Origin of the sequence: Natrinema halophilum (assembly GCF_013402815.2) — an archaeon.
In the GTDB taxonomy this organism is placed as follows: domain Archaea; phylum Halobacteriota; class Halobacteria; order Halobacteriales; family Natrialbaceae; genus Natrinema; species Natrinema halophilum.
On record NZ_CP058601.1, the window covers coordinates 1,533,874 to 1,556,986 of the forward strand.

Here is a 23,113-nt window from a genome sequence, read left to right on the forward strand (position 1 = left end):
ACGTGCTAGTCGATCTCGATCGACCACTCGCCGTCAGACTTGACCTCGAGGTAGCCGACACCGTCGAAATCGAACGCGGTCGGATTGGTGATACTCCCCTGATGGAAGACGAACGTGCGGGAGGTATCCGACGCGGAGAGGACGTTAACGCCGATTTCTTCTCCCTCGTAGTCGCCGGATGGCCAGTGTCTACCCCCGAACTCGAAGGGGCCATGTACTTCGTTCCCCTCACCAGCGATGGAGACGGGCGGACGGTCGCCGCTCGTGTCGCGCGGTTGTTGAACGATCACTTCCCAGTCACCGTCTGCGACGACGCTCAGTTCGTACGTTCCGCCCGGGGTATGCCAGGCCGTCTGACCCGCATACGAGCCAGACGAGTCGGCAAAGAGAAATCCGTCACCGTCCTCGGGGATGAGGCGAACGCCGAATTCGTCGTCACCCTGGTGTGTGGCATCGATGATGGTGAGACCGCCTCGAAGTGAGACGTCGTCGACGATACCGACGTTCGCCCCGGTGAATTTCTGGCCATCGGGTTCGTTCGCGGGTTCATCTTCTTCCTCCTCGCTCGTCTCGTTTCCACCGCCAGCACCGGCGTGATCCTCGCCACCCTCTGTGCCTGCTGGCTCGTTAGTGCAACCGGCGACTGAGAGAGTGACGACGCTCATCGTCGCCAGTTCCACGACGCGTCTTCGATGCATGTGAGACGGATCGTGCAACAGGTTACAATTTAGGTATAGGCATCTTTATAGAAAGGAGAATAGGTAGGTGCGATCTGATGGTTCAGTTGTCGTGGTCTACAGATGAGCCACGAGTTATATCGTAGCGACTCGAAATCCGTGTGGGATGATAGATCTTCTACTGGGCGAAGGCGACGACCCACTCGAGCGGTGCAAACGAGCCGATCGTCTGGGAAAGAAACGGGATGGATCTCGATCAAGTCGCCACTGTGTAAATCGATCGGGTTCGAGCAGCCGAGACGAGCAACTCCGTTCCCATCTACAGCGGGTGAGCAATGGAACATCGTCATGAATACGTACTGACGAACGATTTGCAGAGACGGTGGCAACAGCAGTATTACTGCCCTCATCAGATGGAATGTGTTAGTTGTGGACAAGACTCATCGAAAGTGTGGGGAAATTCAAAATCGAAGTGTAAATAATTCGAAATAGGCCAGAGGAGTCAAATAATAGCATCTACGTTTCAGATTATGGCTACGGAGAGGGGTATCCCAGTCTTGTGCGTCAATGACGATACTGAGCTACTGAGGTTACTCACCACTCGATTGGAACGCGAAAGTGAGCGCCTCGACGTTTGCACTGCCGGGTCGACGGAGGAGGGACTGAAGGTACTCCAGACAACGCGAATCGATTGCATTTTGAGCGACTACCATATGCCGGGTCAGACCGGCGTCGAGTTTCTCCAGTCGGTTCGAGCTATCGATGACGCGATTCCGTTTATTCTCTTTACCGAAACGGGGAGCGAACAAGCAGCGAGTGACAGTATCGAAGCCGGTGTCACGGATTACATCGTCAAAAAGCTATCGGGAACCAATCGCCGCTGATCGCTCAAAAAATAATCGCTCACGTCGACAGCTATCGGTCACAGAAACGGACGGAACAGTTGAACCAGCAACTTCGTGAGTTAGCCGATACGACAGACGACGTCTTCTGGGTTTTTTCATCGGACTGGGAAGAACTCCGCTTCGTCAACGCGGCGTACGAGGCCATCTTCGGACAACCAGTAGCGGAGTTCGAAGCGAATCCGCTCTCCTTTTTGGACCAGGTTCATCGGGATGACGTTGATCGAGTAATACGGGCAACCGAGCGCGCATCAGCGGGAGAAAGCCTCCAGATCGAGTATCGCGTGAACAAGTCGGAGGCGTTTACCCTCTGGGTAGAATCACGCTGCAAACCGGTCACGGACGCTGACGGGAACGTCGAGTCGATCGCCGGGTTCACCCGGGAAATTACGGAACGGAAAATCCGCGAACAGAGTCTCGTCGAGAAAAACGAGCAGTTAGAACAGTTCGCGTCGACGGTCGCACACGACTTGCGCAACCCGCTGAACGTAGCCGACGGAAACATCGAACTCGCGATGGAAGATTCTGAGAGTGAGTACCTGGATATCGTCTCGGAAGCCATTGCTGCTATGGACGTACTCATCGAGGATCTCCTTGCGCTCGCGAAAGAAGGGGCAACGATCGATCACCGCTCGCAGGTATCGTTCGAGGAAGTCGTCGAGACGAGCAGCGAGAACATCGTGATGACGGATTCGACGCTCGAAATACGCGGACGAGGGCTCTTGAATTGCGATCCATCACGGGTGAGAGAAGCACTCGAAAACCTGTTCCGGAACGCGATCGAACACAGTGATACGTCCGTCACCATCACAGCCGGTATACTCGATACGAGAGACGGGTTTTACGTCGAAGACGACGGGCCCGGAATCGACCCATGCGATCGGAACCATGTTTTCGAGAGGGGGTATACGAACGTAACGCAGGGAAGCGGCCTCGGCCTTGCGATTGTAAAGAACATCATCGATGCGCACGGCTGGGATATCGACGTCTGTACAAGCCCCACTGGCGGGGCACGATTCGAAATTACTGACGTTGAATTCGTCTAGCGAGGAATTTCCTCGCGCTATCGTTCACAGACACCGGGACCTCGACGCCATTTTCGAGGGGTCCGCGGCGTACACCGCTCGACCGGTCGACGTCCGCCACTGCGGGTCCGTCCATCACACCGAACGCGAGGAATACCCGCCGAGGACGGAGAGGGTACCCGATACCCCGGACGTGAGGCGCGGCCGATCGCCAGTGCGGGCACGTTCCGGGAGGTTTTTGCGCGTACCCTGCAAACTCGAACCGTGACAGACGAGGCGATTCCAACCGGCTGTAACCCAGTCGACGAGTTGCTCGGTGGGGGGTTCGAACGCGGGACCGTCACGCAGTTGTACGGTCCGCCGGCCGCGGGAAAGACGAACCTCGCGCTGTCGGCGGCCGTCCGGACGGCGGTCGACGACGGAACTGTCGTCTACATCGACACAGAAGGCGTCTCGGTCGACCGCTTTCAACAACTGCTCGAGGCAGCAGTCACCGACGGTATTTCCCAGGAGACGGACGCCACCGAGGACGTCGAAGCCGTCGCCTCAAGGATCGTCATCGAGGATGCGCTTGATTTCGAAGAACAGGCTGAGGCCGTCCGCGACGCCGAGGAGTTCGCCGAACGCGCGGATCTGATCGTTCTCGACAGCGCAACTGGTTTCTACAGACTCGAACGTACTGCCGACGGCGACGAGGGCGAAGCGCTGCGCAGCGTTACTCGCCAGGTGACCCATTTGCTCTCGCTGGCCCGAAAATACGATCTGGCCGTCGTCCTGACGAACCAGGTCTTTGCCGATCCGGAATCAGATCGCACCAAGGGCCTCGGCGGCAACACCCTGGAACACTGGACAGGGACCATCGTTCGCCTCGAGCGCTTCCGCGGCGGGAACCGGCGCGCGACGCTCGAGAAGCACCGGTCGAAGCCCGCCGGTGAATCGGCTCAGTTCAGTATTACGGAACGCGGACTCAGCGGCGGGGATGGAACGGCCAGGCCCTGATGGGGTCCCCGCTTGCCACACGTCGTCCAACGGGTCGGCGCGTCCTGCCGGCCGCGCCGGACCGGACACTGTGCGACGGACGGGTAACGGACCGAAGAAATTCCGGCCCGGTACTGTACCCGGGGCCAAAATATGACGATCGAGTTGACCGCGCTCACCCCCGAGGTCGTCACTTCCGGAATTACAGTTCGTTCAGTTTTCGCAGGAGCTGTCCGCGGTACTCCTCGTCGCTGGTGACGCCTTTGAGCTCGAGGACGTTGCGCTCGAGTTTATCGAGTGCGACGCGGAACGAGTTCTCAGCGCCGTACCCTTCGCCTGTCCCGGCGACCTGGCCCTTGTTGGTCCGCAGTCGGATCTGACACAGAACCAGCGGGGTGCCACGAAGTTTCTCGTCGTGTTCGTGAAAGCGGACGTGGGCGTGCATCACCTGCATGTCGGCGTACTTGTCGGAGACGTCCTCGACGCTCTGAACGATCGATTCCCGGGTGATCGTGTCGAGCATCGAAACGTTCGTAATCTGGACGTCCATGTGTTCTTCCTCCGTGAACGTAAGCGCGCGGAGAACGTCCGTCTTCGTGATGACGCCGATGACCACCCGGTCGTCGTCGTCCGGCGTGACCATCAGCCCCGCGTAATCGTCCTCGAGCATGGCTTCGACGGCCTCCTTTGCGGTCGCGTCGAGCGTCGTTGTCTCGACGGGGCTGGTCATGATGTCGTAGACCGGAACGTCGAGCATCCGCTGGGAGTCGCCGACCCGGTCGCCGGTCGTCGTCGAGTTGCTCTTTCGAATGACGAAATCGGCGATGTCGTGGGTCGTCACGACGCCGGAAAGGTAGCCGTTCTCGTTCATAACCGGCAGTCGAGAGATACCGTGTTCCCGCAGGAGATTGATCGCCTTGCCGATCCCGTCGTCCTCGTCCAGTGTGACCGGATCCGTCGTGTAGATGTCATCGACGGTGAGTGCGTCGAGATTTTCGAGGACCGCCTCGAGAATCGCGTCGTTGGAAATGACACCCCAGAGCGATCCGTTCTCGAAGACCGGCGCGACTTTCGCGTTGCTCTCGACCAGTACGCGCGCGGTCTCACGAACGTCCTCCCGACGGTCGACCTTGGGAGCCGGTGCGTTCCGGCTGGGTTTGGTAAGTGCTGCCACCTTCGCGTCGTCCTCGACGTGGGACTGGAGGACCTCCCGCTCGCTGATGACGCCCTCGTATTCCCCATCGTTAGTGACGATGATTCCCTTGGGGTTGCCGTCCTCGAACATGGATCGGATTTTACCCATTCGCGTGCCGACGTCGACTTCGATGAACTCCGTAGTGGCGATATCAGCGATATTCATCCTTCTATCGGGACGTACTGTCGCCGAGGTATTTAACATACTGCCCGTTTTATCCGGGTGGCTACAGGCACGGGGGTTTTTGACTGCGGACCGTTCCAGGCACGGGGGGTTCGACTGCGGACCGTTCCAGGCACGAGGGTTTTTGATCGTGCCGTTGAATCAGACTCGTGATGGTCGATATCAGCGTCTTCGGGAGATACACGTACCTCGTGACCGAAATCGTCTGGGGAAGTGTCGCCGTCGTCCTTCTGCGTCGGGCAAACGCCCTGCGGAAGGCGGCGGTTACCATACTTGTGCTGTACCCAATCGCCTACGTCTGGGACCGATATACCCTCGCCGTCGGCGTTTTCGATATCAAACTTCGGACCGGAATCGACGTCGCCGGCATCCCGCTCGAGGAACACCTCTTCATGGCTGTCGTCCCCGCACTCGTCATCGGAATCCACGAGACGGTCTTCGGCGAGACCACCGATAGAACGGACGCAACGCCTTCCAGGTCCACGATCTGACAGCTACCTCTCACGGACTGGAAGCGACCACGACTATCTTGTACCGACGGTTCAATAGTCGACCCGATGGCGGGCAAGAGCCGCGAGACGAGGGAGGCGAACACGGACCGGAGCGCAGACCGTGCGCTCCTTCGGGGACTGGTGAACTTCCTCGTCGTCGTCGCCCTCGTCTGTTCGCTTGCACTCGGAACCGCGCTATTCGCACCCCAGCTCATCGACGGGTTCGGCCTCGACGGGGCGCCGACGCCGAGTGCTGATCCTCCCCCGGCTGGAGAGCGAAACCCCGACGTAACCGATCCGGACGACCCCGGGAACACGAGCTACGAAACCGGCGTCGAAACGATCAGGTCCGCGACAGTTGAAGACTTCGTCCACGCGAAAGTCAACGACCGCCGGACCGATCACGGTCTGGAGCCACTCGAGTGGGACGGAACGATCGCCTCCGTCGCGCGGGCTCACAGCTATGACATGGCCACTCGCGAGTACTTCAGCCACACTAACCCGGACGGTGAAGGCCCATACGGCCGGTTCAGTGACGTCGACGATTACTGCCAGGGGTACGGCGAAAACATCGCCAGGACCTGGATCGACCGGCGGACGAGACAACCCGATGGCGACGGCGTCGTTCGCCACCAGACAGCAGAAGGCCTCGCGACCGGATTAGTCAACCAGTGGATGAACTCCACGGAGCATCGACAGGCCATCCTCGAGGACGGTGACGTGCCGCAGTGGGACCGGGCTGGTGTCGGCGTCTACATCGCCGACGATGGCGCGGTCTTCGCGAGTCAGAATTTCTGTCACGAGTGGTGATCGGGTCGCAAGCGATCGCCACTGCACCGACGAGACCATCGAAATCGATCGAAACGAAACGTACGCAGTAACTGCGAACAGCTAACAGGTTATTGGTCCCGGGAGCCGTAGCATCTCTATGACCAGTTCAGGGACGGTCACCGCAGTCTACCGGACGGCCCGGGACCGCGATCTGACCTTTCTTGCGGCCGGGTTCGCGTACTACGCGTTCGTTTCGCTTATTCCACTGATCTTGCTCGCACTCGTCGTCGGGTCGCTGATCGGCGGCGAACAGGCTGCTCAGCGGCTGATTACGGTCGCTGGCGACTATCTTCCAGCGGCGGGCGAACAGCTGGTCACGGAGGCGCTGACCACGGAAACGGGGCGTACAGAAGCGACCGTAGTCGCGCTCCTCGTCGCCGCCTGGGGCGCGCTCAAAGTCTTTCGTGGGTTGAGCCTGGCGTTCGACATGGTTTACGGCGAGGTGGCCGAAAACTCACTAGTCGACCAGATTCGCGACGGACTTACCGTAATCGTCGCCGGTGCGGGCGCACTCGCGTTGATGATCGGGATCGGCGCGTTGCTCACGACCGTCGCCAGTGCCCTCCCGTTCGTCGGTGTCCTGAGCTGGCTCGTCCTGTTGGTCGGGCTCGTTCTCGTGTTCCTCCCCGTATACTACGTCTTGCCACCCGTCCCGGTCGAACTGAGCGAAATCGTCCCTGGTGCGATTTTCGCCGCCGTCGGCTGGACAGTCCTGCAGGTCGGCTTTCAGGTGTACGCAGCAAACGCCGCCCAGTACAAAGCCTACGGCGCCGTCGGTGCCGTTCTCTTGTTCGTTACCTGGCTCTACTTCGCCGGGATCATCATCCTCATCGGGGCCGTCCTCAACGTCGTCCGATCCCATCCGACGCTCGCGGAATAGCTCTGTCCGTCGACTGTGAGAGAACACCCCAGTTACGCCGACGAGACACACTCACCGGCGAGGCTTCCGATCATGGGTCGAATTTATACACTGAACGTCCAGGGGAAAGGTTATGCCTCCCGCACCGACAGACCTCCACCATGAGCGACGAGCGATCATCATCCTCCGCGACCGACGAGGCCGGCGCAGATGAGACCGATACGAGCGCCAGCCTCGAGCCCGGCGGCGGTCCCCAGCGCGTCGTCTCCGAGCAGAACGTCGACGACATTCTCGACTCACTCGAGGCGACGGAGTCGACCTCGATGGACGTACCCGACGCATCCTCTGCGACTACCGAACCAACCGACGCCGTTGCGGTCGAGCCGGACGGGGACGGCGACTCCGACGCGCCCGAATCAGAGTTCGACGGTGACGGAAGCGCTCGAGCAGCGGCTACCGACGGCGCGACCGAGAGCGGATCGGCGTCGATGGAGACGTCAGCAGCCGGCGCATCGCCGGTTCCCGACGAGCGGTCCGAGGATTTCACGGGCTCGGTCGAGGATCTGGCTGCCCGCATCGAAGATGGAACCGTCACCGGCGCGGACGTCCGGGCGGCCGAAGCAGGCGAGGGTCGCGAGTCGTCTCCCGAAATCGACGACGTCGACCTCTCGATGGACGACCTCGACAGGACCCGATCGGAGGCGGGCATATCCGGTACCGCGGACGATTTGTCCGCCGATGCTGGCCCGCTCGCTGGATCGGTCGACCCCGATTCGAGCAGTGAGGAGAGTGAGCGGACAGCGGACGACGAGTACGGATTGATCGGGCGTCTCAAGCAGTTCTTTTCTCGATAACGGGAGCCACGGGGCTGATTCCTCACGTCTCTTTGCCCGCCGCTTGCAGCCTGCGATCGGTCAACCGACCAGCGTTATCAGGACGAACAGCGTCGCGACGGAAGACAGCGTCGTGATGAAGACGTTCAGCGATGCGAACTCACTGTCGCCGCCCAGTTCGCTCGCGAAAACGTACGTAGACACGGCCGTCGGCGTCCCGAGCATCACCACGGCGGCAGTAAACGCCGCAGGTTCGACGGGGAGAACGGAGAAGACGAGCCAGGCGAAAGCGGGCATCCAGCCGATTTTCAGCCCGACGACGGTAACTGTCGCACCCACGTCGACCGAGGGCAGATCGACCTCCAGAGACGCCCCGACACAGAGCAGTGCGACGGGCAGTGCAAGCGAGCCGACGGCCTCGAGACCGGTTGTAAGCGGCGACGGAATAGCCAGACCGATCGAGCCGACGGTAAGCCCGACGACCAGCGTCGCCAGTACCGGGTTCGTGACGAGTCCGCGGAGTTCGCGTCCGATCGAAACGTCCGTACCGTTGAGCGTCGAGAGAACGAGAATCGTCATCGGTAGCTGGGTCAGCGTCGTGATCCCAAGTACGACGCTCGCCATCGCCGTTACCGACGGGCCAAACGTCGCGGCCACGAGCGGCAATCCGAGATACCCGAGATTCGAGTGATACGATTGGACGATCGCGACGCTTCGACGCGCCCTCGAGTCGCGATTTCGATGAACGAGCCACGCGAGGCAAGCGGTCGCAAACAGGACGACCAGGAGGCCGACGAGCAACGCAGGCGAGAGCAATGCCCCGATAGACTGCTCGAACGTCGAGACGAAAATCAGCGCCGGCAACGCGACGTAGTATGCGACGGCGTTCAGGCGTTGGGTCCGGCTGCCGTTGAGGATGCCGGAAGACCGAAACCCGGAACCGAGCAGCAACACCACGAGCAACGCCAGCAGCCGGCCGACGACGTCCATGACCCCACTCAGATGACTCGCCGATTTGTACCGTTCGATCTCGATCTGTGAGAAAGTCCGCACTCGTCGCTCGAGACGGGTGCAGTCGGTTTATCCGTCGGCGCAGATTTCGACGAAGTTCCGCAGGATTTGCAGCCCCGTTTCCCCGCTCTTTTCGGGGTGAAACTGCGTGCCGAAGACGTTGCCCGCCTCGTTTGCGACGATCGACGGGAACTCGAGTTCGTAGTCCGTCGTTGCGACCGTCGCACTGGCGTCCTCCGGCACCGCATAATACGAGTGAACGAAGTAGGCGTAGTTTCCGTCTACCCCGTCCACGAGCGGGTGATCGCGCTGGACGTCGAGTTCGTTCCAGCCCATGTGCGGGACCTTCTGTCCTTCCGCGAACCGGACGTTGGTTCCGGATATGAGATCCAGCCCTTCGACGGCCGATTCGCCATCAGTTTCCCCTTCCTCGCTCGCGGTCAGCAGCATCTGCATCCCGAGACAGATGCCGAACAACGGCTGGCCGCGGTCGGCTACCTCGAGAAGGTCTTCGCGGATCGGATCGGCGTTTTCGACGCCCTCGCGGAACGCACCGACCCCCGGAAGGACGACACCGTCGGCCGCGGCGAAAGCGGCTGGATCGTCGGTGATCTCGACGTCCGCGCCCGCGCGCTCGAGGCCGCGAGTGACGCTTCGGAGGTTCCCCAGTCCGTAATCGACGACGACGACGGAGGCCAGTGTTTGTTCCTGCGTCGCTGAGACACTGCTCATACCGTTACTCGGACAAACGCGTTGAAGTGCATTTCCCTTCGTGCAATCGGCCAGCCCCGCCTTCGGTTCGTCACGTCAAAAGCCGTCGAGCCGCGTCTGACCGCCCCCGCTGCCGTCGACAGCCGCAAGATCCGCTGCACGCGTGATCGCGTTCTCGAAGGTCTCACGCTGACTCCTGTCGTACAGCGTTGCCGCCGGGTGGACACAGAGCAACACTCGTCGCGGCGTCCCGTCGATTCGGACCTCTTCGAGGTCACCCGCTTCTTTCGTCACCGCCACCGAGCGTCCAATCACGTGTTCGCTCGGCACCTTTCCCAGCGTGACGATCACCTCGGGGTCGACCAGGTCGATCTCCCGCTCGAGGTACCCCCGACAGTTCTCGAGTTCGTCTGCCGACGGATCGCGGTTCTCCGGCGGTCGACAGCGAACGCAGTTCGTGATGCGAACGTCGGCGCGCGCGAGTCCGACCGCCCTGAGACCGTCGTCGAGGACGGACCCGCTCCGGCCGACGAACGGTTCGCCCTGCTCGTCTTCAGTGGCCCCCGGTCCCTCGCCGACGAACAACAGGTCAGCGTCCTCGGGTCCGGTGCCGTTGACGATCCGGCTTCGGGAATCGACGAGCGCCGGACAGCGCGTACACTCCGTTACGCAGAGATCCTCCATGTCGCCCATACTGGTGGCTCAGGCGGCCGCCTCCTACCTCTTTCGGCTCGCCACTGTCGGGCCGTCTGCCGGCTCCCGCCCGGATCAGCTGTCCGACCCAGCGTACACGTCGGCGGCTCGAGCCGCCAATCGAGCGACGCGAATCGGCTCCGGACGGCCGCCCTCGGGCGTGAACGCCCTGACGATCTCGTTCGCCTCGGCGGGCTCGAGACCGACGGCTCTGACGTACACCGTTTCGTCGTTCACCGACAGGCGTCGTCGGCCGGGAAGCGACCGATAGATAGCGAGACGCGCCGTGAGTTCCGGGCCCGAAAACGCGTCACGAAGACTGGACTCGAGTCCGGCGCTGCCCTCGAACGTGACGGCCAGTACCGGTCGGTCGACAGCCTCGTGAATGCGCGACGGATCGAGTACATTGAACCAGGCGGGGGCGATAGCACCGAGCAGGACGTACCTGACGTCCGGCCGGTTCAGTTCGTCGATCAGTTCGATAACGGCGTCAGTCGCGTCCGTACCGCCGACAGAACAAGCGCTGTAGGCCAGTCCGTCACAGACGCGGTCGGCCCGAACGATGGCACCGGCGAGCGTACTCCGATTCCGGTCAGTACGGTACGACTCGGCGATGCCAAGTGCCCGGACCCCGGGTTTCATCAGGGCTCGCCGTTGTTTTCCTCGTCGTCTTTGATCTCCTTGAGCCGGTCGAGTAATTCGTCGCTGGACGCCCCGTTTTCGAACTCGATTGTTCCCTTATGCTTGTTCTCTCCCGACTTCACTGCATCATCGTCGTCAAAATCAGCATCCACTTCTTGCTGCTCGGATTCGTCGTAGCTCCCGAATCCCATACGGTGTTCACTACGGTATTCCGGTTGAAAAGTTCCATGGTTACCAGCGTCGTATTTACCTACATGAGATGATATTTTCTGATGGTAGTCCACCTCCATCAGTGTTCTCTATGATTATAATATATCCGATAAATATTGGGCGGAGCAACGCCTACCGTTTTTGACGGACGAACGACGGACGATATGGATGACACCGTTTTTCACATCGGCCATCGAGCGTTTGGATATGGAAGTCTATCACGTCACCGAGGATGCAACGACGTTTACCTGTAACGCGTACCTCGCTATCGGCGACCGGACGACACTGGTCGACGCCGGTGCGATGGACGGCGTCGTCGACGAAATTCGCGCCCAGACAGACGATCTCGAGGCGGTCGTCCTGACCCACCAACACGGGGATCACGTCGCCCAACTCGAGGCCGTGGTCGACGCCTTCGACCCGGACGTGTACGCGTACGCCGACCATTCTGCGCGAACGCACGAACTAACCGACGGCGACGCAGTCCGGATCGGGGACGAAGAATTCGACGTAGTCTTCACGCCAGGCCACGCCGAGGACCACGTTTCGTTCGTCTCTGACTCGTCGCTGTTTTCCGGCGACGTCGTAGTCCACGACGACGGGGCGTTCGACTACGGTAGCTTCGGCCGCACCGACATGACCGGCCAGTCTCGCGAGCGACTCATCGAGAGCATACAGGACCTGTTAGAGCGACTGCCCGACGGAGTCGAGCACATGTATGCCGGTCACGGCGGGGTTTTCCACGGCGACGTTCGGGACGTAGTCGAGACGGCACTCGAGCGTGCAGAGAGGCGAGAGCCCAAATATCCCGACGAGTAACGCGAGCGAAAGCGGACGCAAAACGCGCGACCTGCCACCGTGCCTCGACGTCCGGAGCGGTACTGTCGGTTGGCAGGTTTACCCGCAACTGCCGTAATCGTGGCCGAGATACTGGATACGACCGCTCTCGATGCCCCGAAGACGCGCTGAACGAGTTTGCTGACAGCCTCAGCCATCGAAATTCGGGGGATATCCCGTCGAAATTCTCGTCCAGTGATAGGTTTCAGCAGCCATGCTGAATACACAGCGCGACTGTTCTGCGCCATTTGGCTGGGCCTGCAAAGGCGTTGCTCAGTACAGGCGGGCAATAAAACGCCACAGATACTAATTTCTCATTTCCTATCGAAATGAAAAAAGTATCAGATTTACCAGCGCCTTCGTTATATCACCAGAGCACCTAGCACTACCATGCTAATCGCCACCTTCCAACTCGATCTCGATGCGGTGGCACTCGAACAGGCGTTTGATGCGGTCCCGGAGATGACGGTCGAAGCCGAACGTATCGCCGCGCACAGCACCCAATGGACGATGCCGTGCCTCTGGATCGCTGCAGATGACTTCAAGGCCGTCGATAACGCTCTCGAAAACGATCCTTCTGTGGATGAAACCATTGGGAGCGACGAATATGGTGACGTGAAATATTATCATATCAATTGGAACGAGGAGACGTACGAACGGCTCTCCTCTTACATCGATAAAGAGGGATCAATCCTACGGGCAGATGCAACCGACGACAGATGGGAGTTGGAGATACGCTTCGTTAGCCGTGATCAGTTCGACGAATTTCGGACGATATTGCAAAAACGAGGCCATACCTTTAAACTGCTGAACCTCTACGAACCGGGTGCCCCACGGCAGACAGAGGGTAAGGTGACACCCGCTCAAAGAAACGACCTTGTAACCGCCGCTGAACTCGGATACTATACGGTGCCTCGTGATATCTCTACGAGAGAACTCGCAGACGAACTCGACATCTCTCATCAATCCGTCTCAGAACTCCTCCATAGAGGGACGGAAAATCTCATCACTTCCCATCTCATGACGACTACTGTCGAGGCTTAGTCACTCTCCGGCAACGTTGGTCGCTGACTTCTCTTGTAGCGATTTAAAAGCCTGACACGGCGGGCCGAAACCCCAACCGACACCATGAACTAGTGTGGAATATGAGTGACAGACCGCCCGAATTTGGCAAGAACCACCGTGACACAGTTGATACGGCCTTAGAGGCTCTCTCTCACGCACGGCGCTTCCAACTTTTACAGTCACTACGTGAAGAGAACCCGCAGGAGGGCGTAATCGCTTCCGTCACCAATAGCGTGGAGAGCAGTAGAGACTTAGAATCGGCTCAAATTGAAATGTATCATCTTCATCTTCCGAAGCTCGAAAAGGCGGGGTACATCGAGTGGGAGCAAGAGTACGATCAGGTTAGTAAAGGGCCAGAATTCGATAGAATCGAGGAGTTACTCGGACGGGTGGATGGAAACAGAAACGACAGCCTCGTATTCAGATAGCTCTGTCTCTGATTCTTCACCTCCACCCATCGATATTGATATCGGATGAGTATCGTGCGATCATTTCGCAGGGTACCTCGAACTCGACGCCGATGTCGGCACCAACCACCTCGGGTTTGTCGGCGAACAGTACTGTCCCGACGGTCCCGAGGTAGGCGTTGGCGCCCGCGACAACGAGCATCGCCGTCCGCATTCCGAACGCCGAGATGAGGACGTCGGCGCCCAGGGTGACGACGAGGCCGACACCCAGCCCGGCGGACGCGGCCCGTTGCGGCGCCGCGGCGTCGCTCGAATCATGCGGATAACGTCGCGTAGCCGACAATGTACAGCCCCGACATGCCCAGGGCGGCAACGACGCCGAACACAAAGAGCAACTCGAGGTACGATCGCGAGAGCGCCGTCCAGACGATCCCGGCAGTTACTAGCAGCGAGGAGACCGCCGTCATCTTCCGCTGTCCCCATCGCTCGACGTGGCGTCCGGAGCCGACGGCTGCGACGTAGAGGACGGCGGTCTGTAGGCCGAACACGAGCGCCAGAAGCGACCGGGAGGCGCCGAACGCCTCGATCGCATCATAGAAGACCCCGAACGCGTAGGAGGTTCCAAAGACGGCGACGGACGCGAGAAAGCACGCGATGATCCACCCGTAGTAGATTCTGTTCGCCAGGGCGCGGCGGGGATCCGAGATCATCGACGTCGGCAGTACAGAACGCCAAAACATAAATCGATACATATCGAAACTTTGTCACAGGAAGCAATGTGCAACGTGGGCTCGAGATCACTTACAATCCCATGCTGACTCCAAGCTCTCTATTCAGCAGCCCGTTCCTCTCAGAATCTCGGACAGTCGCACTCCTCGTGTGAGATGTAGTACCATTCGAGCGGGAGATATATGAACAACCGAGTCTGAGATGTGACATCCTCCTCGCCGGAAACGGAGCGGGATCGAAGATTCCGCAGGCAGTCGGGCATAGCCCGACGACGAGGCTTCCCGCCAGAGCCGGCTGATTTTGGAATTTGCGTTTACAGACCGACACTGCTGGGAGTGTCACGTCCCCGGTACTCCTATCCGTTGGTGGGATCACGGTTCTGCCCCAATGACTCGGAGGAATCGTTCTTGCTTTCGTCGGTAAGTATTTCTACGGTATCCGAACACGCAAACCGTGCCCCACCACGGCGAGCCAGGATCAGAGCCCGTTCAACGAACCGGAGAAGTCGTGACTTGGGAGGCCTTCCATCGTGACCGAGTTCATTCAATCGTCACGTATCTCAGCAAGGGTTTCGACAAGGCCGGAGCGTCGTACTGGGAAGTATTCGGGAGAAACGACCGAGCGAAGCGTCTGTGCGTTCGAACGCACGCCAGAAGTGATCGGGCGTTATGCTGCGCGAGGTTCTTTCGCTTTGGGCCGAAGCTTCTCGTACCCGCATTTACGACAGCGGTCCGACCGCGGGGGGTTGCGAGCGTTACAGCGCATACAGATCATCTTCTCGAGCGTCCGTTTCTCAGCGGCGTCGAAACTGGCCATACCCTCCCTTTTTCCGTGGCGCATTTAACGGCTGTGATTACCGCCCCGTTCGGCGGTGCTCGGATTCCAGACCTCGAATCGGGCGAAGCCGTCACTCCTCGTCGGCGAGATAGTCCTCCTGAACCGCGACGACTTCGCCCGAGTCCGTACACTCGCTGTAGCGACGGAGCGGTTCCTCGTTGAGCGTCAAGAAGGTATCGCCCCAGCGAAACGGCTCGAGTACGTCAGCGGCCAGTTCCCACTCGTCGAAAATACAGGCTGCACCGGCCAGTGCCTCGGCGGTGGTCAGTCGGAACGGCCGGCCGTAGTTGATCGGGTTCGCGGCGACGAGAAAGGGAAGCGCTCGGTGGACGCCGCGCATCGAAAACGATGCCGCCTCGGCGGACTCCCACGAGCAGTCGAGGGCGACCAGCGTTCCCAGACCCTCTTCGGCGTCAGCCGGCGAGAGCGCCCGCTCCGCGTGGGGATTGAGAACGACCCCGTACGGCACCTGCCCCATCGATCGGTAGAGGGTCGCCTTGTCGAACTTCTCGAGACGACGCGCCGTGCATTTGTCGGGATCGTCGTCACCCTCGTAATAGACGTGACACTCCACACGTGCGACGACGAGGAGCCGAGACAAAAGGAAATCGACCCGTGCTCGATAGTACCGACAACGATTGTGCCCATTCAGGCCCGACACTTCTCGAAAGAGCGTGGATGCAGTGTCCGGTACGCGGCGACTTCCGGAGAGCGATAGCTCGGGCTGCTGGCCGCTCTTGGTCGCCGATCCAGATTAGATTCTGAGGAGATCTCGAGCCGCGGTGATCGGCAAAACGGCCGAAGCGAGGAGACGAAAAGCCTCTTTAGTACTACCGTCCCCACATAAGATATGTTGCTCACAGTCTCTGGCCCGCCGGGAAGCGGGAAGAGTACGACCGCGGAGCTACTCGCGGACGCATTCGGTCTCGCTCACGTCAGCGGCGGCGACATCTTCCGGGATCTGGCCGACGAACGAGGCTACACCCCGCTCGAATTCAACAAACTCGCCGAGGAAAACGACGAGATCGATCGTGACCTCGACAGGCGATTGCGGGAAATCGCCGTCGAGGAGGACGATCTTGTACTCGAGTCCCGTCTCGCCGGCTGGCTGGCAGGCGACGAGGCCGATTTTCGGTTCTGGTTGGATGCGCCGGCCCGGGTTCGCGGCGAGCGAATCGCCGACCGCGAGGACAAAGATCCCGATCGGGCGACCGAAGAGACGAAAGCCCGCGAGGCCAGCGAGGCCCAGCGGTATCAGGACTACTACGGGATCGACATTCGAGATCTGACCATCTACGACCTCTCGGTGAACACGGCTCGCTGGGAACCGGATGCCGTCCTCGACATGCTCGTTACCGCCGTCGAGCGCTACGACGCCGACGGCGACGAAGGAAAAGTGCTCGTCGACCTCGAGTCGGACTTCTAATGGTTCTCCGTGGCCCCCCGGCAGACCGGTCGCCAGCCGAATTGCTCACCTTCGGCGTCGTCAACCTCGACAAACCGCCGGGTCCCTCCTCGCACCAGGTCAGCGGCTGGTTGCGAGACGCCGTCGACGAGACGCTCGCGGAGCGCGACACCGGCACGACGATCGACCGAGCGGCTCACGCGGGGACGCTCGATCCCAAAGTGACCGGCTGCCTCCCGGTGATGCTCGGCGACGCGACTCGGCTCGCGCCGGTTTTTCTGGAGGGAAGCAAGGAATACATCGCCGTCCTCGAGTGTCACGCTCCGGTCCCCGGTGACGCAGCAGCCATCGTCTCCGAGTTCGAGGGACCGATCTACCAGAAACCGCCGCGCAAGAGCGCGGTCTCCCGTCGCCTCCGCGTGAGGGAAGTATACGATCTCGAGGTGCTCGAGACCGACGAGCGTCGGCTCCTCTTGCGCATACGATGCGAGAGTGGAACCTACGTCCGCAAACTGTGTCACGACCTGGGACTGGCACTCGGTACCGGCGGTCACATGGGCCATCTGCGCCGGACCGCGACGGACCCGTTCGACGACCGCACGCTCTACAGCCCGTTCGACTTTCTCGACGCGCTGGCGTTCTGGCGCGAAGACGATGACCCCGACGTACTGTACGACGTCGTCGATCCCGCCGAACGGATCCTCGAGGGGATACCGAGCGTCGTAATCGCCGACAGCGCGGCTCGCGAAGTGGCCGAAGGGGCACCCGTCTACGCGCCGGGCGTCCTCGAAGCCGATGACGGACTGGACCGGGGGTCGCTGGTGGCCTGCTATACGCCGAACGAGGCGGCCGTGTGCCTCGGCGAACTGGTCGGCGATCCGAACGCCGAGCGCGGGACCGTCGTGGAACTCGAGCGCGTGCTGGTTTGAACCGGCACGGTCACAGTGGGGTGGCTCAGTACCACCCCGACCGCGAAACGACACTGTTAAACAGCAGACGACCATCGGTTCGGTTGCGGGACCGTGGGGTAGTGGTATCCTCTGCGGATGGGGTCCGTAGGACCCGAGTTCAATTCTCGGCGGTCCCACTTTTTGCGACGCAAAACAGGGAGCGGAGACCACCGCAAAGCGATATTTCGGCCGCTGCATGCTTCTCACTCGCGTTCCGAAGAGTAGTCGGAGCAGCGAAAGGTCTGCCGACGGTCGTCCCCAGCCTGCGATCGAAAATCGGTCGACGTTCTCTCGACAGAGACTGACGTTATTCGAGATCTCGCGGATCGATGTGAGTGACTTCCCGGATCGTCGGATACAGCGTGTCCGTGGAGAGTATCGGTTCGTCGAGTACCGTTGCGACGCCGAGGTGGACGGCATCGAAAAGGTTCAGGCGGTCGTACGCCCGTTGCAACGTCGACCCGGCAGCGAGGTGTTCGTGACGCAGTGGAACGAGCGCGACTCCTGCCTCGTCGAGTTGTTCGTGAACTGTTGTCCGTCGTTCTCGATCCCAATCGTCCTGCATTGCATACTGTACCTCGATACAGGTCGCGACGGAGGTTTTTGGTTGTCAACGGCATCGAACTCAACTTCAGAACTGAGCCAATCGTCGACCTTGAGAACGGCGAGAACGACGTCGGTATCAACGTACACGTTTTCGCTCCAGTCGCTCTTCGATGTCCCGCTCAGCTGAGGTCGCCGTCTGCTCGTGGAGGCGTTTCTGAGTGGCTTCCCGTGCAACCAATCGGGCGCCGTACCGGAGGGCCTCGGACCGCGACCCGAACGTTCCTTCCTCGACGAGTTTGTCGAGTTCCTCAACCAACCCTTCCGGAATCGAGACCGGAATCGATTTTCTGTCCGTGCTCATATGTATACATATGTATAGAGCTCGTATATGGTTTTCGGAGCTGTCGCACTCACCGTCAGTGCTGCAACAGTGGGAGCGGAATACGAAAACGGGTTGCTCTTCGAATAGCGCGAGTCGTTGAATTCGGCGGTCTCACTCGAAATTATCTAGGTGTTCAACTCCTGGCAGCTCAGCCCCTCGAGACAGCCGAAAATCCAAGTCCAGGTTTCGGTATATTACCACATAGTCGATAGACTGTCCGGAGGTGGTCGGTGTGATGGTCGCACCGTGGCCGTCGGTCGACACCTCGACGTATCGCCACTGTGGAGCTCGCATCACCGACCAGTTCCGCCGTGTCTTCGGTGACAGTGACGACCGAACCCATCGGTGTGGTGACTGGATATGTATGCTCGATTGAGCCGGGCTTCCGCCGCTGGTGTCGATGTTGCAGTTCCCGACCCAGAGACGTCGCCGGGCCGTCACAGAGGGGAGGCCGATGCGTAGTGGGTTCGTTCCCGCGAACCGGCTGTACGACGTCGAGAGTCGAACGCTCATAGCCCACCGCCCATCAGGCAACCGACGAGGACGTTCGACGAACTCTCGAGAACCGAGGTGAGTCAGCGTGAATCAAGAGCGCGACGGAGCGTCCAGGGAGAGTCCGAACACAAGGCCCATACCGCAGGGACCGAGAGCAGATTCAGAACACTCACGGCCGACCTGACGCTGCCACACCACCCCCACCATGACGAAACCCTTCAACAGACGGACGTTCCTCGCCGGTTCGATTGCCTTGCTCGGTGGCTGTTCCACCCTCGATTCAGACTCAGACTCTGACTCACAGTCCACTCCGGAGACCACCCTCAAGAGCATCGTGCTCCGGAATCGATACGCCGGAGATGATGTCCCACCGGAGGAGGAAACCATCCGCACTCGCCAGACTGGGATTTCCCTCTTCGTCGAACTGGACGGCGAGGTCGTCCAGTGGTCCGAGCACAGTCTAAATCCCGACGAGGAGTACATCATCAATGCGAACTGGCCATCAACGGCAGGGGTCTGGACCGTCCACGCCAGAGAGATGAAGCCGAGTAAAAGCCTCGACCACAGCGAGTGGCCATCCGTCGATCTGGGTGATGTGGTCCAGGGCGACGAGGCCACCTCGGTCGCCGTCGACGTGATCGTGAAGGAAACCGGTCGGATCGAGCTGGATGCGACGCCAATCACGTAGAAACGCCGATTTATAGCCCTCCCTGGGTGATTCCCTGTGCGCGGTGTCTCCCGTCTGACTGCTACGGTGCTCCTCTCTGTCCACATGAACGGAGCCAAAAAGACAGTCCTGGGAGAGAGACTGACTGGATGTAACCGCCTTATTGACACCCTCGAGCGGCCGTGGATCGACGTCGACGAGCTTCTCGCCGGAGACGCAATCGGTGACGACCACCCGCTTCTTGCTCACCTTCTCGATGATCGTGCCGACACGCCACAGCAGTGGATGGATCGACGATTCGTCGTTTGCCATGACGACACGCTACCGGAGCGGACACGGAACGGATGAACGGACTACACGTGCGATTCTTGTACGTACAGTACGCCGGTTGACTGATGGTATGCTGGTATTCGTTCAATTTCGTCGACGTCAGTTCCTGCGATATCGTCGCTTCAGTCCATCGCAGTCACCGAGTCGGTGCGTGTGACTCAATGTAATATAGAGTGAGAGTGTTTTGAGAACGGCGATATCCGCTCCAGAAGGCACATAGGTGTCGGCCTCTGATCCCGATATCCTATGGCCCACTATGCGGATGGGCGTTGTGCGGAATGTAATGGACGGAAGATCACCCGGTCTAATGGTTCTGTTTGGTGTCCAAACTGCGCCCTGTTCAGTCCCTAAGAAAGGGGGCTGCTAAACTCGAGAATCAAACCTGTCGCTCTCGAAGTTCTGAAAAGCCATCCTGGCGATGTCGCGCCGAGTGATGACCCAACTAAGCCCAGTTGAGACTGGTGGCTCGAGCAGGGTGAGTTTCACTAATCCATCGAAGCTATCGCTCTTCGAAACCGTTGGAAGGCCCTCACAGCGGAGCCGAGTCACCATATTTCGACTTTCGGATTTGGGACCTCGGGCCACTTCTTCGAGAGACGACCACGAAACCGATGGACTCGAGCAATCCGTCGACGATGAATTCGCCCAGAATGGTGGGCCGTCAGCACGATCGGATTCTCGAGACCGTAACGAACAGAATAATTGCGCTCGTCAACGACTCTGCTCCTGCGGTACTTTGCAGGTGGAATCGACCCGCTCGAGCAGTTCGATCGTGGTTTCAATATTTTCGACCGACGCTCGCAACGATATCGGCTCGGGAAGCTGATCATCGAGCGTCTCGACCTCGGCGAGGACCTCCTCGAGCCGAACGCGCGTGAACTGGTGGCCGTCGGTCATGCGAACTCACCCGCCTTGCGACGGGCACTGGCGGGATCTGTCGTCCCGACCGGTGCGGAGGCGAACATCTCGAGCGACGACGAGCCGTCGGGAAAGAGCGATGGCCGCTCGTCGGACTGGAGGGATCTGGAAAAACCGGAAAGCAGCGACTCTCGAGACGGTTTCCCGGCCTGTGCGTCCGAAATTCTTTCGTAGGTTGGTGTGTGAGTATACATTGTCCTCAATTGCGGAGAGGACGCAGGTCGGGTGCTCCACCACCCGGCCGCTTTCATTCATATCGGCCATCCTGCGCCTCGAATTTGGGTAATTATCATTGGTTACTTATAGCTTACTAAACAACTCTACGGGCGACGGTTGGACGTCCAGCGCTGGTCCGACCTCACAGGCGACTGCCTCATCCGTCAGGCCATGTCTGCACGGCGGCCCTCTTCGCCGGAATGGAGCGCACGCTCGTGAGACCGGAGCGCCCTGATCGCGTCCCCGCGCTCGAGCGCGACTGGGGCGTCATCCGCAGGACTCGCCTGCGTTGGAGACCCAACGCGACGTACCCGGTTACTCATCTGGACCTGTGAGATGGTTATCGTGCAACGGTGGGTTGATCGGTCTGCCAGCTATCCCGCGTTGGATCACGACCTGTGCCTCGAGTTGATCGGTGGTGAAAGGGCTCAGCGAGTCGCCTTGTATGTGAGAAACACTGTCGTGCCGAGCGCCGCGGCGTACCACAGCGTCCCCACGCGGATCACGATCGTGGCTGCGGCTGCGACGGCTTCGGGGTAGCCGAACGTGAGCAACACGGCGACCATCGACGCTTCCGCGGCCGCGAGCCCGCCGGGGAGCATCGATATCGCGCCGATGACCGACCCGAGACCGAAGACGAACAGGCCGATCACGACAGTGGTCTCCAGGCCGAACCCGTCGAGGACCAGCCAGAGTGCGATGCCTTCGAGCCCCCACGCTGCGAGGCTGAGTAGCGTCGAGACTATCAACGGCCGCAACTGGAACAGGCGGTACGCGCTCTCGTAGAACCGTTCCAGCTCGGTCGCGTAGTCGCCGACGATCGGAAATACCTCGAGACGACCGAGGATCTCGAGACAGGCTCGTCGCCACTGGAGGAGCCCGATTCCGACCACGATGGTAGCGACGACGACGGTGACGGGGAGCGACGACCGGCTGTATACAAGGAGTCCGAGCGCGGCCATCGCGCTCAGCGCGACGAGATCCGTGACACGTTCTGCGCCGACGACGGAGGTGGTCTTGCTCGCAGGAACGCCGCGCGCCTCTCGGAGGAACCACGCCTTCCAGACCTCGCCGGCTTTCCCCGGCGTGACTACCATCATCAGGCCGCTGAAGAAGGTGATCGCGCTCGCATCGAGCGGAACGCTAACCTCGAGGTGCCGGAGGTAATAGTGCCACTTGGCGAACCGGAAGCCGTACCCGACCGTCGACAGGCCGATGACGGTCGCGAACGTTCTCCAGTTCAGGGCGGCGAGAGCGTCCATCACGTCACCGACGTTCGCGTAGATGGCGAGGCCGAGGAAGGCGGCGACCGAGAGCAGCGCCGTCAGCCAGATGCCATGGTCGCGGACGACCGTCCGGCCGCGATCGACGACGGCCTCACCGTGGTCGCTCATCTCCGCAGGATCCCACCTGACGTGAGGTTCGCGACGGCGTGACTGGTGGCGGTACGGAATTGGTGGAGTTTCGTCGCGGCGTGTCCCGACAGGTATCGCCCACGACCGCTCGGACGGACACGCCCCTCGCGGACGGCGTCCACGAGCGAGCCATCGCTCTCGACGCCGGTGTACGCGCGACCGATTTCCATCGGAAAGTGGGCGTCACTCCCGCCAGTCGCCGCCAGGTCGTACGCGGCAGCAAACGCCGTCGCTCGCCCGTTGAACCGGCGGCGAATGCAGCGGGAGTTAATCGCTTCGACCCCGTCGACGGCATCAGCGAGGGCCTCGAGGTCCGTCTCGAAATACTGTCGCAGCGCGTCGAACGGATGCGAGAGGATGGCGACGCCTCCCTGGTCGTGGACGTGGTCGACCACCGTCAGCGGGTCGGTTTGTGGCGGCGCTTCCGCGACGTCGAGCGCCAGAAGGTGACCTTCGGTCGTCGTCACTTCGACCCCGGAGATCACGTCGAACCCGTCCGGAACGGCGTCCCGGACGGCGTCGACGTTGGCGAGCGTGTCGTGGTCGGTAACGGCGATACCGTCGAGCCCAGCGGCGGTCGCGGCAGCGGCCACGTGCTCGGGCGGCGTGCTCGAGCAGGGCGAGGCGTCCGTGTGTACCTGGAGATCGTATCGTCGTGTCATGGTCTCGGGAG

At 60.5% G+C, this 23,113-nt stretch carries 32 protein-coding genes, 1 tRNA gene and 1 pseudogene; 16 read left to right on the forward strand and 18 right to left on the reverse strand.

Annotated features, from left to right (window positions below):
• Positions 1-5 precede the first annotated feature (5 nt).
• Positions 6-698 (reverse strand): hypothetical protein, encoded by a 693-nt coding sequence (locus HYG82_RS28215; RefSeq protein ID WP_179260413.1) that lies wholly within the window; start codon positions 696-698, stop codon positions 6-8.
• Between the two features lie 509 nt (positions 699-1,207).
• On the opposite strand from HYG82_RS28215, the gene HYG82_RS28220 reads away from it, so the two are divergent.
• The 3 genes from HYG82_RS28220 (at position 1,208) to radB (ending at position 3,603) form a co-directional block, all read left to right on the forward strand.
• The gene (locus HYG82_RS28220; RefSeq protein WP_179260414.1) at positions 1,208-1,561 is read left to right on the forward strand and encodes a response regulator; all 354 of its coding nucleotides are present in this window, start codon (positions 1,208-1,210) and stop codon (positions 1,559-1,561) included.
• A gap of 59 nt (positions 1,562-1,620) precedes the next feature.
• Positions 1,621-2,625 (forward strand): sensor histidine kinase, encoded by a 1,005-nt coding sequence (locus tag HYG82_RS28225; RefSeq protein WP_179260415.1) that lies wholly within the window; start codon positions 1,621-1,623, stop codon positions 2,623-2,625.
• 228 nt (positions 2,626-2,853) lie between these two features.
• A complete protein-coding gene (gene radB / locus HYG82_RS28230) occupies positions 2,854-3,603 on the forward strand; it encodes a DNA repair and recombination protein RadB (protein WP_179264411.1) in 750 nt (249 codons plus the stop codon).
• A 181-nt stretch (positions 3,604-3,784) separates the two neighbouring features.
• On the opposite strand, the gene HYG82_RS28235 is transcribed toward radB, so the two are convergent.
• Entirely contained in the window at positions 3,785-4,942 is a 1,158-nt protein-coding gene (locus tag HYG82_RS28235; RefSeq protein ID WP_179260416.1) for a CBS domain-containing protein, read from the reverse strand.
• Positions 4,943-5,112: 170 nt separating this feature from the next.
• Between HYG82_RS28235 and HYG82_RS28240 the strand changes: the two genes are divergently transcribed.
• The 4 genes from HYG82_RS28240 (at position 5,113) to HYG82_RS28255 (ending at position 7,995) form a co-directional block, all read left to right on the forward strand.
• On the forward strand, positions 5,113-5,451 hold the full coding sequence (locus tag HYG82_RS28240; RefSeq protein WP_179260417.1) for a lycopene cyclase domain-containing protein: 339 nt from the start codon (positions 5,113-5,115) through the stop codon (positions 5,449-5,451).
• Between the two features lie 66 nt (positions 5,452-5,517).
• A complete protein-coding gene (locus tag HYG82_RS28245; protein ID WP_179260418.1) occupies positions 5,518-6,261 on the forward strand; it encodes a CAP domain-containing protein in 744 nt (247 codons plus the stop codon).
• A gap of 118 nt (positions 6,262-6,379) precedes the next feature.
• Positions 6,380-7,162: a YihY/virulence factor BrkB family protein gene (locus HYG82_RS28250; protein WP_179260419.1), complete on the forward strand. Its 783-nt coding sequence runs from the start codon at positions 6,380-6,382 to the stop codon at positions 7,160-7,162.
• A 140-nt stretch (positions 7,163-7,302) separates the two neighbouring features.
• The gene (locus HYG82_RS28255) at positions 7,303-7,995 is read left to right on the forward strand and encodes a prolipoprotein diacylglyceryl transferase (protein WP_179260420.1); all 693 of its coding nucleotides are present in this window, start codon (positions 7,303-7,305) and stop codon (positions 7,993-7,995) included.
• Between the two features lie 60 nt (positions 7,996-8,055).
• On the opposite strand, the gene HYG82_RS28260 is transcribed toward HYG82_RS28255, so the two are convergent.
• The 5 genes from HYG82_RS28260 to HYG82_RS28280 form a co-directional block, all read right to left on the reverse strand.
• On the reverse strand, positions 8,056-8,964 hold the full coding sequence (locus HYG82_RS28260) for an AEC family transporter (RefSeq protein WP_179260421.1): 909 nt from the start codon (positions 8,962-8,964) through the stop codon (positions 8,056-8,058).
• 90 nt (positions 8,965-9,054) lie between these two features.
• Positions 9,055-9,717, reverse strand: coding sequence for an imidazole glycerol phosphate synthase subunit HisH (hisH, locus tag HYG82_RS28265; protein ID WP_179260422.1), 663 nt, complete (start codon positions 9,715-9,717; stop codon positions 9,055-9,057).
• A 75-nt stretch (positions 9,718-9,792) separates the two neighbouring features.
• Positions 9,793-10,389, reverse strand: coding sequence for a uracil-DNA glycosylase (locus HYG82_RS28270; RefSeq protein WP_179260423.1), 597 nt, complete (start codon positions 10,387-10,389; stop codon positions 9,793-9,795).
• A 75-nt stretch (positions 10,390-10,464) separates the two neighbouring features.
• Positions 10,465-11,031, reverse strand: a complete 567-nt coding sequence (locus HYG82_RS28275) for an endonuclease dU (protein WP_179260424.1) — start codon at positions 11,029-11,031, stop codon at positions 10,465-10,467.
• A complete protein-coding gene (locus HYG82_RS28280; protein ID WP_179264413.1) occupies positions 11,031-11,222 on the reverse strand; it encodes a DUF5786 family protein in 192 nt (63 codons plus the stop codon). Before HYG82_RS28280 ends, HYG82_RS28275 begins: the two co-directional genes overlap by 1 nt.
• A 226-nt stretch (positions 11,223-11,448) precedes the next feature.
• On the opposite strand from HYG82_RS28280, the gene HYG82_RS28285 reads away from it, so the two are divergent.
• The 3 genes from HYG82_RS28285 (at position 11,449) to HYG82_RS28295 (ending at position 13,571) form a co-directional block, all read left to right on the forward strand.
• Entirely contained in the window at positions 11,449-12,060 is a 612-nt protein-coding gene (locus HYG82_RS28285) for an MBL fold metallo-hydrolase (protein ID WP_179260425.1), read from the forward strand.
• Between the two features lie 408 nt (positions 12,061-12,468).
• Positions 12,469-13,122: a helix-turn-helix domain-containing protein gene (locus HYG82_RS28290; RefSeq protein ID WP_179260426.1), complete on the forward strand. Its 654-nt coding sequence runs from the start codon at positions 12,469-12,471 to the stop codon at positions 13,120-13,122.
• A 101-nt stretch (positions 13,123-13,223) separates the two neighbouring features.
• A complete protein-coding gene (locus HYG82_RS28295; protein WP_179260427.1) occupies positions 13,224-13,571 on the forward strand; it encodes a helix-turn-helix transcriptional regulator in 348 nt (115 codons plus the stop codon).
• A 16-nt stretch (positions 13,572-13,587) separates the two neighbouring features.
• Here the strand turns inward: HYG82_RS28295 and HYG82_RS28300 are convergent, their stop codons facing one another.
• The 4 genes from HYG82_RS28300 to HYG82_RS28315 all read right to left on the reverse strand — a co-directional run bounded on the left by HYG82_RS28300 (position 13,588) and on the right by HYG82_RS28315 (position 15,690).
• Entirely contained in the window at positions 13,588-13,893 is a 306-nt protein-coding gene (locus HYG82_RS28300) for a hypothetical protein (protein ID WP_179260428.1), read from the reverse strand.
• A complete protein-coding gene (locus tag HYG82_RS28305) occupies positions 13,865-14,260 on the reverse strand; it encodes an MFS transporter (RefSeq protein ID WP_179260429.1) in 396 nt (131 codons plus the stop codon). The genes HYG82_RS28300 and HYG82_RS28305 overlap by 29 nt, the downstream gene beginning before the upstream one ends.
• A 685-nt stretch (positions 14,261-14,945) precedes the next feature.
• Positions 14,946-15,095, reverse strand: a complete 150-nt coding sequence (locus HYG82_RS28310; protein WP_179260430.1) for a 50S ribosomal protein L40e — start codon at positions 15,093-15,095, stop codon at positions 14,946-14,948.
• A 91-nt stretch (positions 15,096-15,186) separates the two neighbouring features.
• Entirely contained in the window at positions 15,187-15,690 is a 504-nt protein-coding gene (locus HYG82_RS28315; RefSeq protein WP_179260431.1) for a DUF367 family protein, read from the reverse strand.
• A gap of 276 nt (positions 15,691-15,966) precedes the next feature.
• Between HYG82_RS28315 and cmk the strand changes: the two genes are divergently transcribed.
• From cmk to HYG82_RS28330, 3 genes are all read left to right on the forward strand, one after another.
• Entirely contained in the window at positions 15,967-16,542 is a 576-nt protein-coding gene (cmk, locus tag HYG82_RS28320; protein WP_179260432.1) for a (d)CMP kinase, read from the forward strand.
• A complete protein-coding gene (locus tag HYG82_RS28325; RefSeq protein WP_179260433.1) occupies positions 16,542-17,450 on the forward strand; it encodes an RNA-guided pseudouridylation complex pseudouridine synthase subunit Cbf5 in 909 nt (302 codons plus the stop codon). The genes cmk and HYG82_RS28325 overlap by 1 nt, the downstream gene beginning before the upstream one ends.
• Before the next feature lie 87 nt (positions 17,451-17,537).
• Positions 17,538-17,608, forward strand: a tRNA-Pro gene (locus HYG82_RS28330).
• 170 nt (positions 17,609-17,778) lie between these two features.
• On the opposite strand, the gene HYG82_RS28335 is transcribed toward HYG82_RS28330, so the two are convergent.
• Together HYG82_RS28335 and HYG82_RS28340 are read right to left on the reverse strand one after the other, a co-directional pair.
• A complete protein-coding gene (locus HYG82_RS28335; RefSeq protein WP_235217856.1) occupies positions 17,779-18,036 on the reverse strand; it encodes a PIN domain-containing protein in 258 nt (85 codons plus the stop codon).
• A 117-nt stretch (positions 18,037-18,153) separates the two neighbouring features.
• Positions 18,154-18,378: a ribbon-helix-helix domain-containing protein gene (locus HYG82_RS28340; protein ID WP_179260434.1), complete on the reverse strand. Its 225-nt coding sequence runs from the start codon at positions 18,376-18,378 to the stop codon at positions 18,154-18,156.
• Between the two features lie 244 nt (positions 18,379-18,622).
• Between HYG82_RS28340 and HYG82_RS28345 the strand changes: the two are divergent.
• From HYG82_RS28345 to HYG82_RS28355, 3 genes and pseudogenes are all read left to right on the forward strand, one after another.
• A pseudogene (locus tag HYG82_RS28345) lies at positions 18,623-18,861 on the forward strand (DUF7563 family protein).
• Between the two features lie 238 nt (positions 18,862-19,099).
• Positions 19,100-19,582, forward strand: a complete 483-nt coding sequence (locus tag HYG82_RS28350) for a hypothetical protein (protein ID WP_179260435.1) — start codon at positions 19,100-19,102, stop codon at positions 19,580-19,582.
• 36 nt (positions 19,583-19,618) lie between these two features.
• On the forward strand, positions 19,619-19,909 hold the full coding sequence (locus HYG82_RS28355) for a hypothetical protein (RefSeq protein WP_179260436.1): 291 nt from the start codon (positions 19,619-19,621) through the stop codon (positions 19,907-19,909).
• Positions 19,910-20,602: 693 nt separating this feature from the next.
• Here the strand turns inward: HYG82_RS28355 and HYG82_RS28360 are convergent.
• The 5 genes from HYG82_RS28360 to HYG82_RS28380 form a co-directional block, all read right to left on the reverse strand.
• Complete coding sequence (locus tag HYG82_RS28360; RefSeq protein ID WP_179260437.1) at positions 20,603-20,788, reverse strand: hypothetical protein; 186 nt, start codon at positions 20,786-20,788, stop codon at positions 20,603-20,605.
• Entirely contained in the window at positions 20,785-21,003 is a 219-nt protein-coding gene (locus tag HYG82_RS28365) for a hypothetical protein (RefSeq protein WP_179260438.1), read from the reverse strand. The genes HYG82_RS28360 and HYG82_RS28365 overlap by 4 nt, the downstream gene beginning before the upstream one ends.
• A gap of 186 nt (positions 21,004-21,189) precedes the next feature.
• Positions 21,190-21,348: a hypothetical protein gene (locus HYG82_RS28370; protein WP_179260439.1), complete on the reverse strand. Its 159-nt coding sequence runs from the start codon at positions 21,346-21,348 to the stop codon at positions 21,190-21,192.
• A gap of 105 nt (positions 21,349-21,453) precedes the next feature.
• Positions 21,454-22,419: a lysylphosphatidylglycerol synthase transmembrane domain-containing protein gene (locus tag HYG82_RS28375; RefSeq protein WP_179260440.1), complete on the reverse strand. Its 966-nt coding sequence runs from the start codon at positions 22,417-22,419 to the stop codon at positions 21,454-21,456.
• On the reverse strand, positions 22,416-23,102 hold the full coding sequence (locus tag HYG82_RS28380) for a CehA/McbA family metallohydrolase (RefSeq protein ID WP_179260441.1): 687 nt from the start codon (positions 23,100-23,102) through the stop codon (positions 22,416-22,418). The genes HYG82_RS28375 and HYG82_RS28380 overlap by 4 nt, the downstream gene beginning before the upstream one ends.
• Positions 23,103-23,113 lie beyond the last annotated feature (11 nt).

Excerpts from the sequence above, each read along its gene's own strand:
- HYG82_RS28370 (WP_179260439.1), bottom strand. The coding sequence starts at position 21,348 with ATGAGTAACCGGGTACGTCGCGTTGGGTCTCCAACGCAGGCGAGTCCT.
- HYG82_RS28380 (WP_179260441.1), bottom strand. The coding sequence starts at position 23,102 with ATGACACGACGATACGATCTCCAGGTACACACGGACGCCTCGCCCTGC.
- HYG82_RS28245 (WP_179260418.1), top strand. The coding sequence starts at position 5,518 with ATGGCGGGCAAGAGCCGCGAGACGAGGGAGGCGAACACGGACCGGAGC.
- HYG82_RS28360 (WP_179260437.1), bottom strand. The coding sequence starts at position 20,788 with ATGACCGACGGCCACCAGTTCACGCGCGTTCGGCTCGAGGAGGTCCTC.
- hisH (WP_179260422.1), bottom strand. The coding sequence starts at position 9,717 with ATGAGCAGTGTCTCAGCGACGCAGGAACAAACACTGGCCTCCGTCGTC.
- HYG82_RS28270 (WP_179260423.1), bottom strand. The coding sequence starts at position 10,389 with ATGGGCGACATGGAGGATCTCTGCGTAACGGAGTGTACGCGCTGTCCG.
- HYG82_RS28240 (WP_179260417.1), top strand. The coding sequence starts at position 5,113 with ATGGTCGATATCAGCGTCTTCGGGAGATACACGTACCTCGTGACCGAA.
- HYG82_RS28255 (WP_179260420.1), top strand. The coding sequence starts at position 7,303 with ATGAGCGACGAGCGATCATCATCCTCCGCGACCGACGAGGCCGGCGCA.
- HYG82_RS28250 (WP_179260419.1), top strand. The coding sequence starts at position 6,380 with ATGACCAGTTCAGGGACGGTCACCGCAGTCTACCGGACGGCCCGGGAC.
- HYG82_RS28285 (WP_179260425.1), top strand. The coding sequence starts at position 11,449 with ATGGAAGTCTATCACGTCACCGAGGATGCAACGACGTTTACCTGTAAC.
- HYG82_RS28305 (WP_179260429.1), bottom strand. The coding sequence starts at position 14,260 with ATGATCTCGGATCCCCGCCGCGCCCTGGCGAACAGAATCTACTACGGG.
- HYG82_RS28335 (WP_235217856.1), bottom strand. The coding sequence starts at position 18,036 with ATGCAGGACGATTGGGATCGAGAACGACGGACAACAGTTCACGAACAA.
- HYG82_RS28260 (WP_179260421.1), bottom strand. The coding sequence starts at position 8,964 with ATGGACGTCGTCGGCCGGCTGCTGGCGTTGCTCGTGGTGTTGCTGCTC.
- HYG82_RS28325 (WP_179260433.1), top strand. The coding sequence starts at position 16,542 with ATGGTTCTCCGTGGCCCCCCGGCAGACCGGTCGCCAGCCGAATTGCTC.
- HYG82_RS28365 (WP_179260438.1), bottom strand. The coding sequence starts at position 21,003 with ATGTATACTCACACACCAACCTACGAAAGAATTTCGGACGCACAGGCC.
- HYG82_RS28220 (WP_179260414.1), top strand. The coding sequence starts at position 1,208 with ATGGCTACGGAGAGGGGTATCCCAGTCTTGTGCGTCAATGACGATACT.
- HYG82_RS28340 (WP_179260434.1), bottom strand. The coding sequence starts at position 18,378 with ATGAGCACGGACAGAAAATCGATTCCGGTCTCGATTCCGGAAGGGTTG.
- HYG82_RS28215 (WP_179260413.1), bottom strand. The coding sequence starts at position 698 with ATGCATCGAAGACGCGTCGTGGAACTGGCGACGATGAGCGTCGTCACT.
- HYG82_RS28235 (WP_179260416.1), bottom strand. The coding sequence starts at position 4,942 with ATGAATATCGCTGATATCGCCACTACGGAGTTCATCGAAGTCGACGTC.
- HYG82_RS28275 (WP_179260424.1), bottom strand. The coding sequence starts at position 11,031 with ATGAAACCCGGGGTCCGGGCACTTGGCATCGCCGAGTCGTACCGTACT.
- HYG82_RS28375 (WP_179260440.1), bottom strand. The coding sequence starts at position 22,419 with ATGAGCGACCACGGTGAGGCCGTCGTCGATCGCGGCCGGACGGTCGTC.
- HYG82_RS28280 (WP_179264413.1), bottom strand. The coding sequence starts at position 11,222 with ATGGGATTCGGGAGCTACGACGAATCCGAGCAGCAAGAAGTGGATGCT.
- HYG82_RS28310 (WP_179260430.1), bottom strand. The coding sequence starts at position 15,095 with ATGGCCAGTTTCGACGCCGCTGAGAAACGGACGCTCGAGAAGATGATC.
- HYG82_RS28350 (WP_179260435.1), top strand. The coding sequence starts at position 19,100 with ATGACGAAACCCTTCAACAGACGGACGTTCCTCGCCGGTTCGATTGCC.
- cmk (WP_179260432.1), top strand. The coding sequence starts at position 15,967 with ATGTTGCTCACAGTCTCTGGCCCGCCGGGAAGCGGGAAGAGTACGACC.
- HYG82_RS28290 (WP_179260426.1), top strand. The coding sequence starts at position 12,469 with ATGCTAATCGCCACCTTCCAACTCGATCTCGATGCGGTGGCACTCGAA.
- HYG82_RS28295 (WP_179260427.1), top strand. The coding sequence starts at position 13,224 with ATGAGTGACAGACCGCCCGAATTTGGCAAGAACCACCGTGACACAGTT.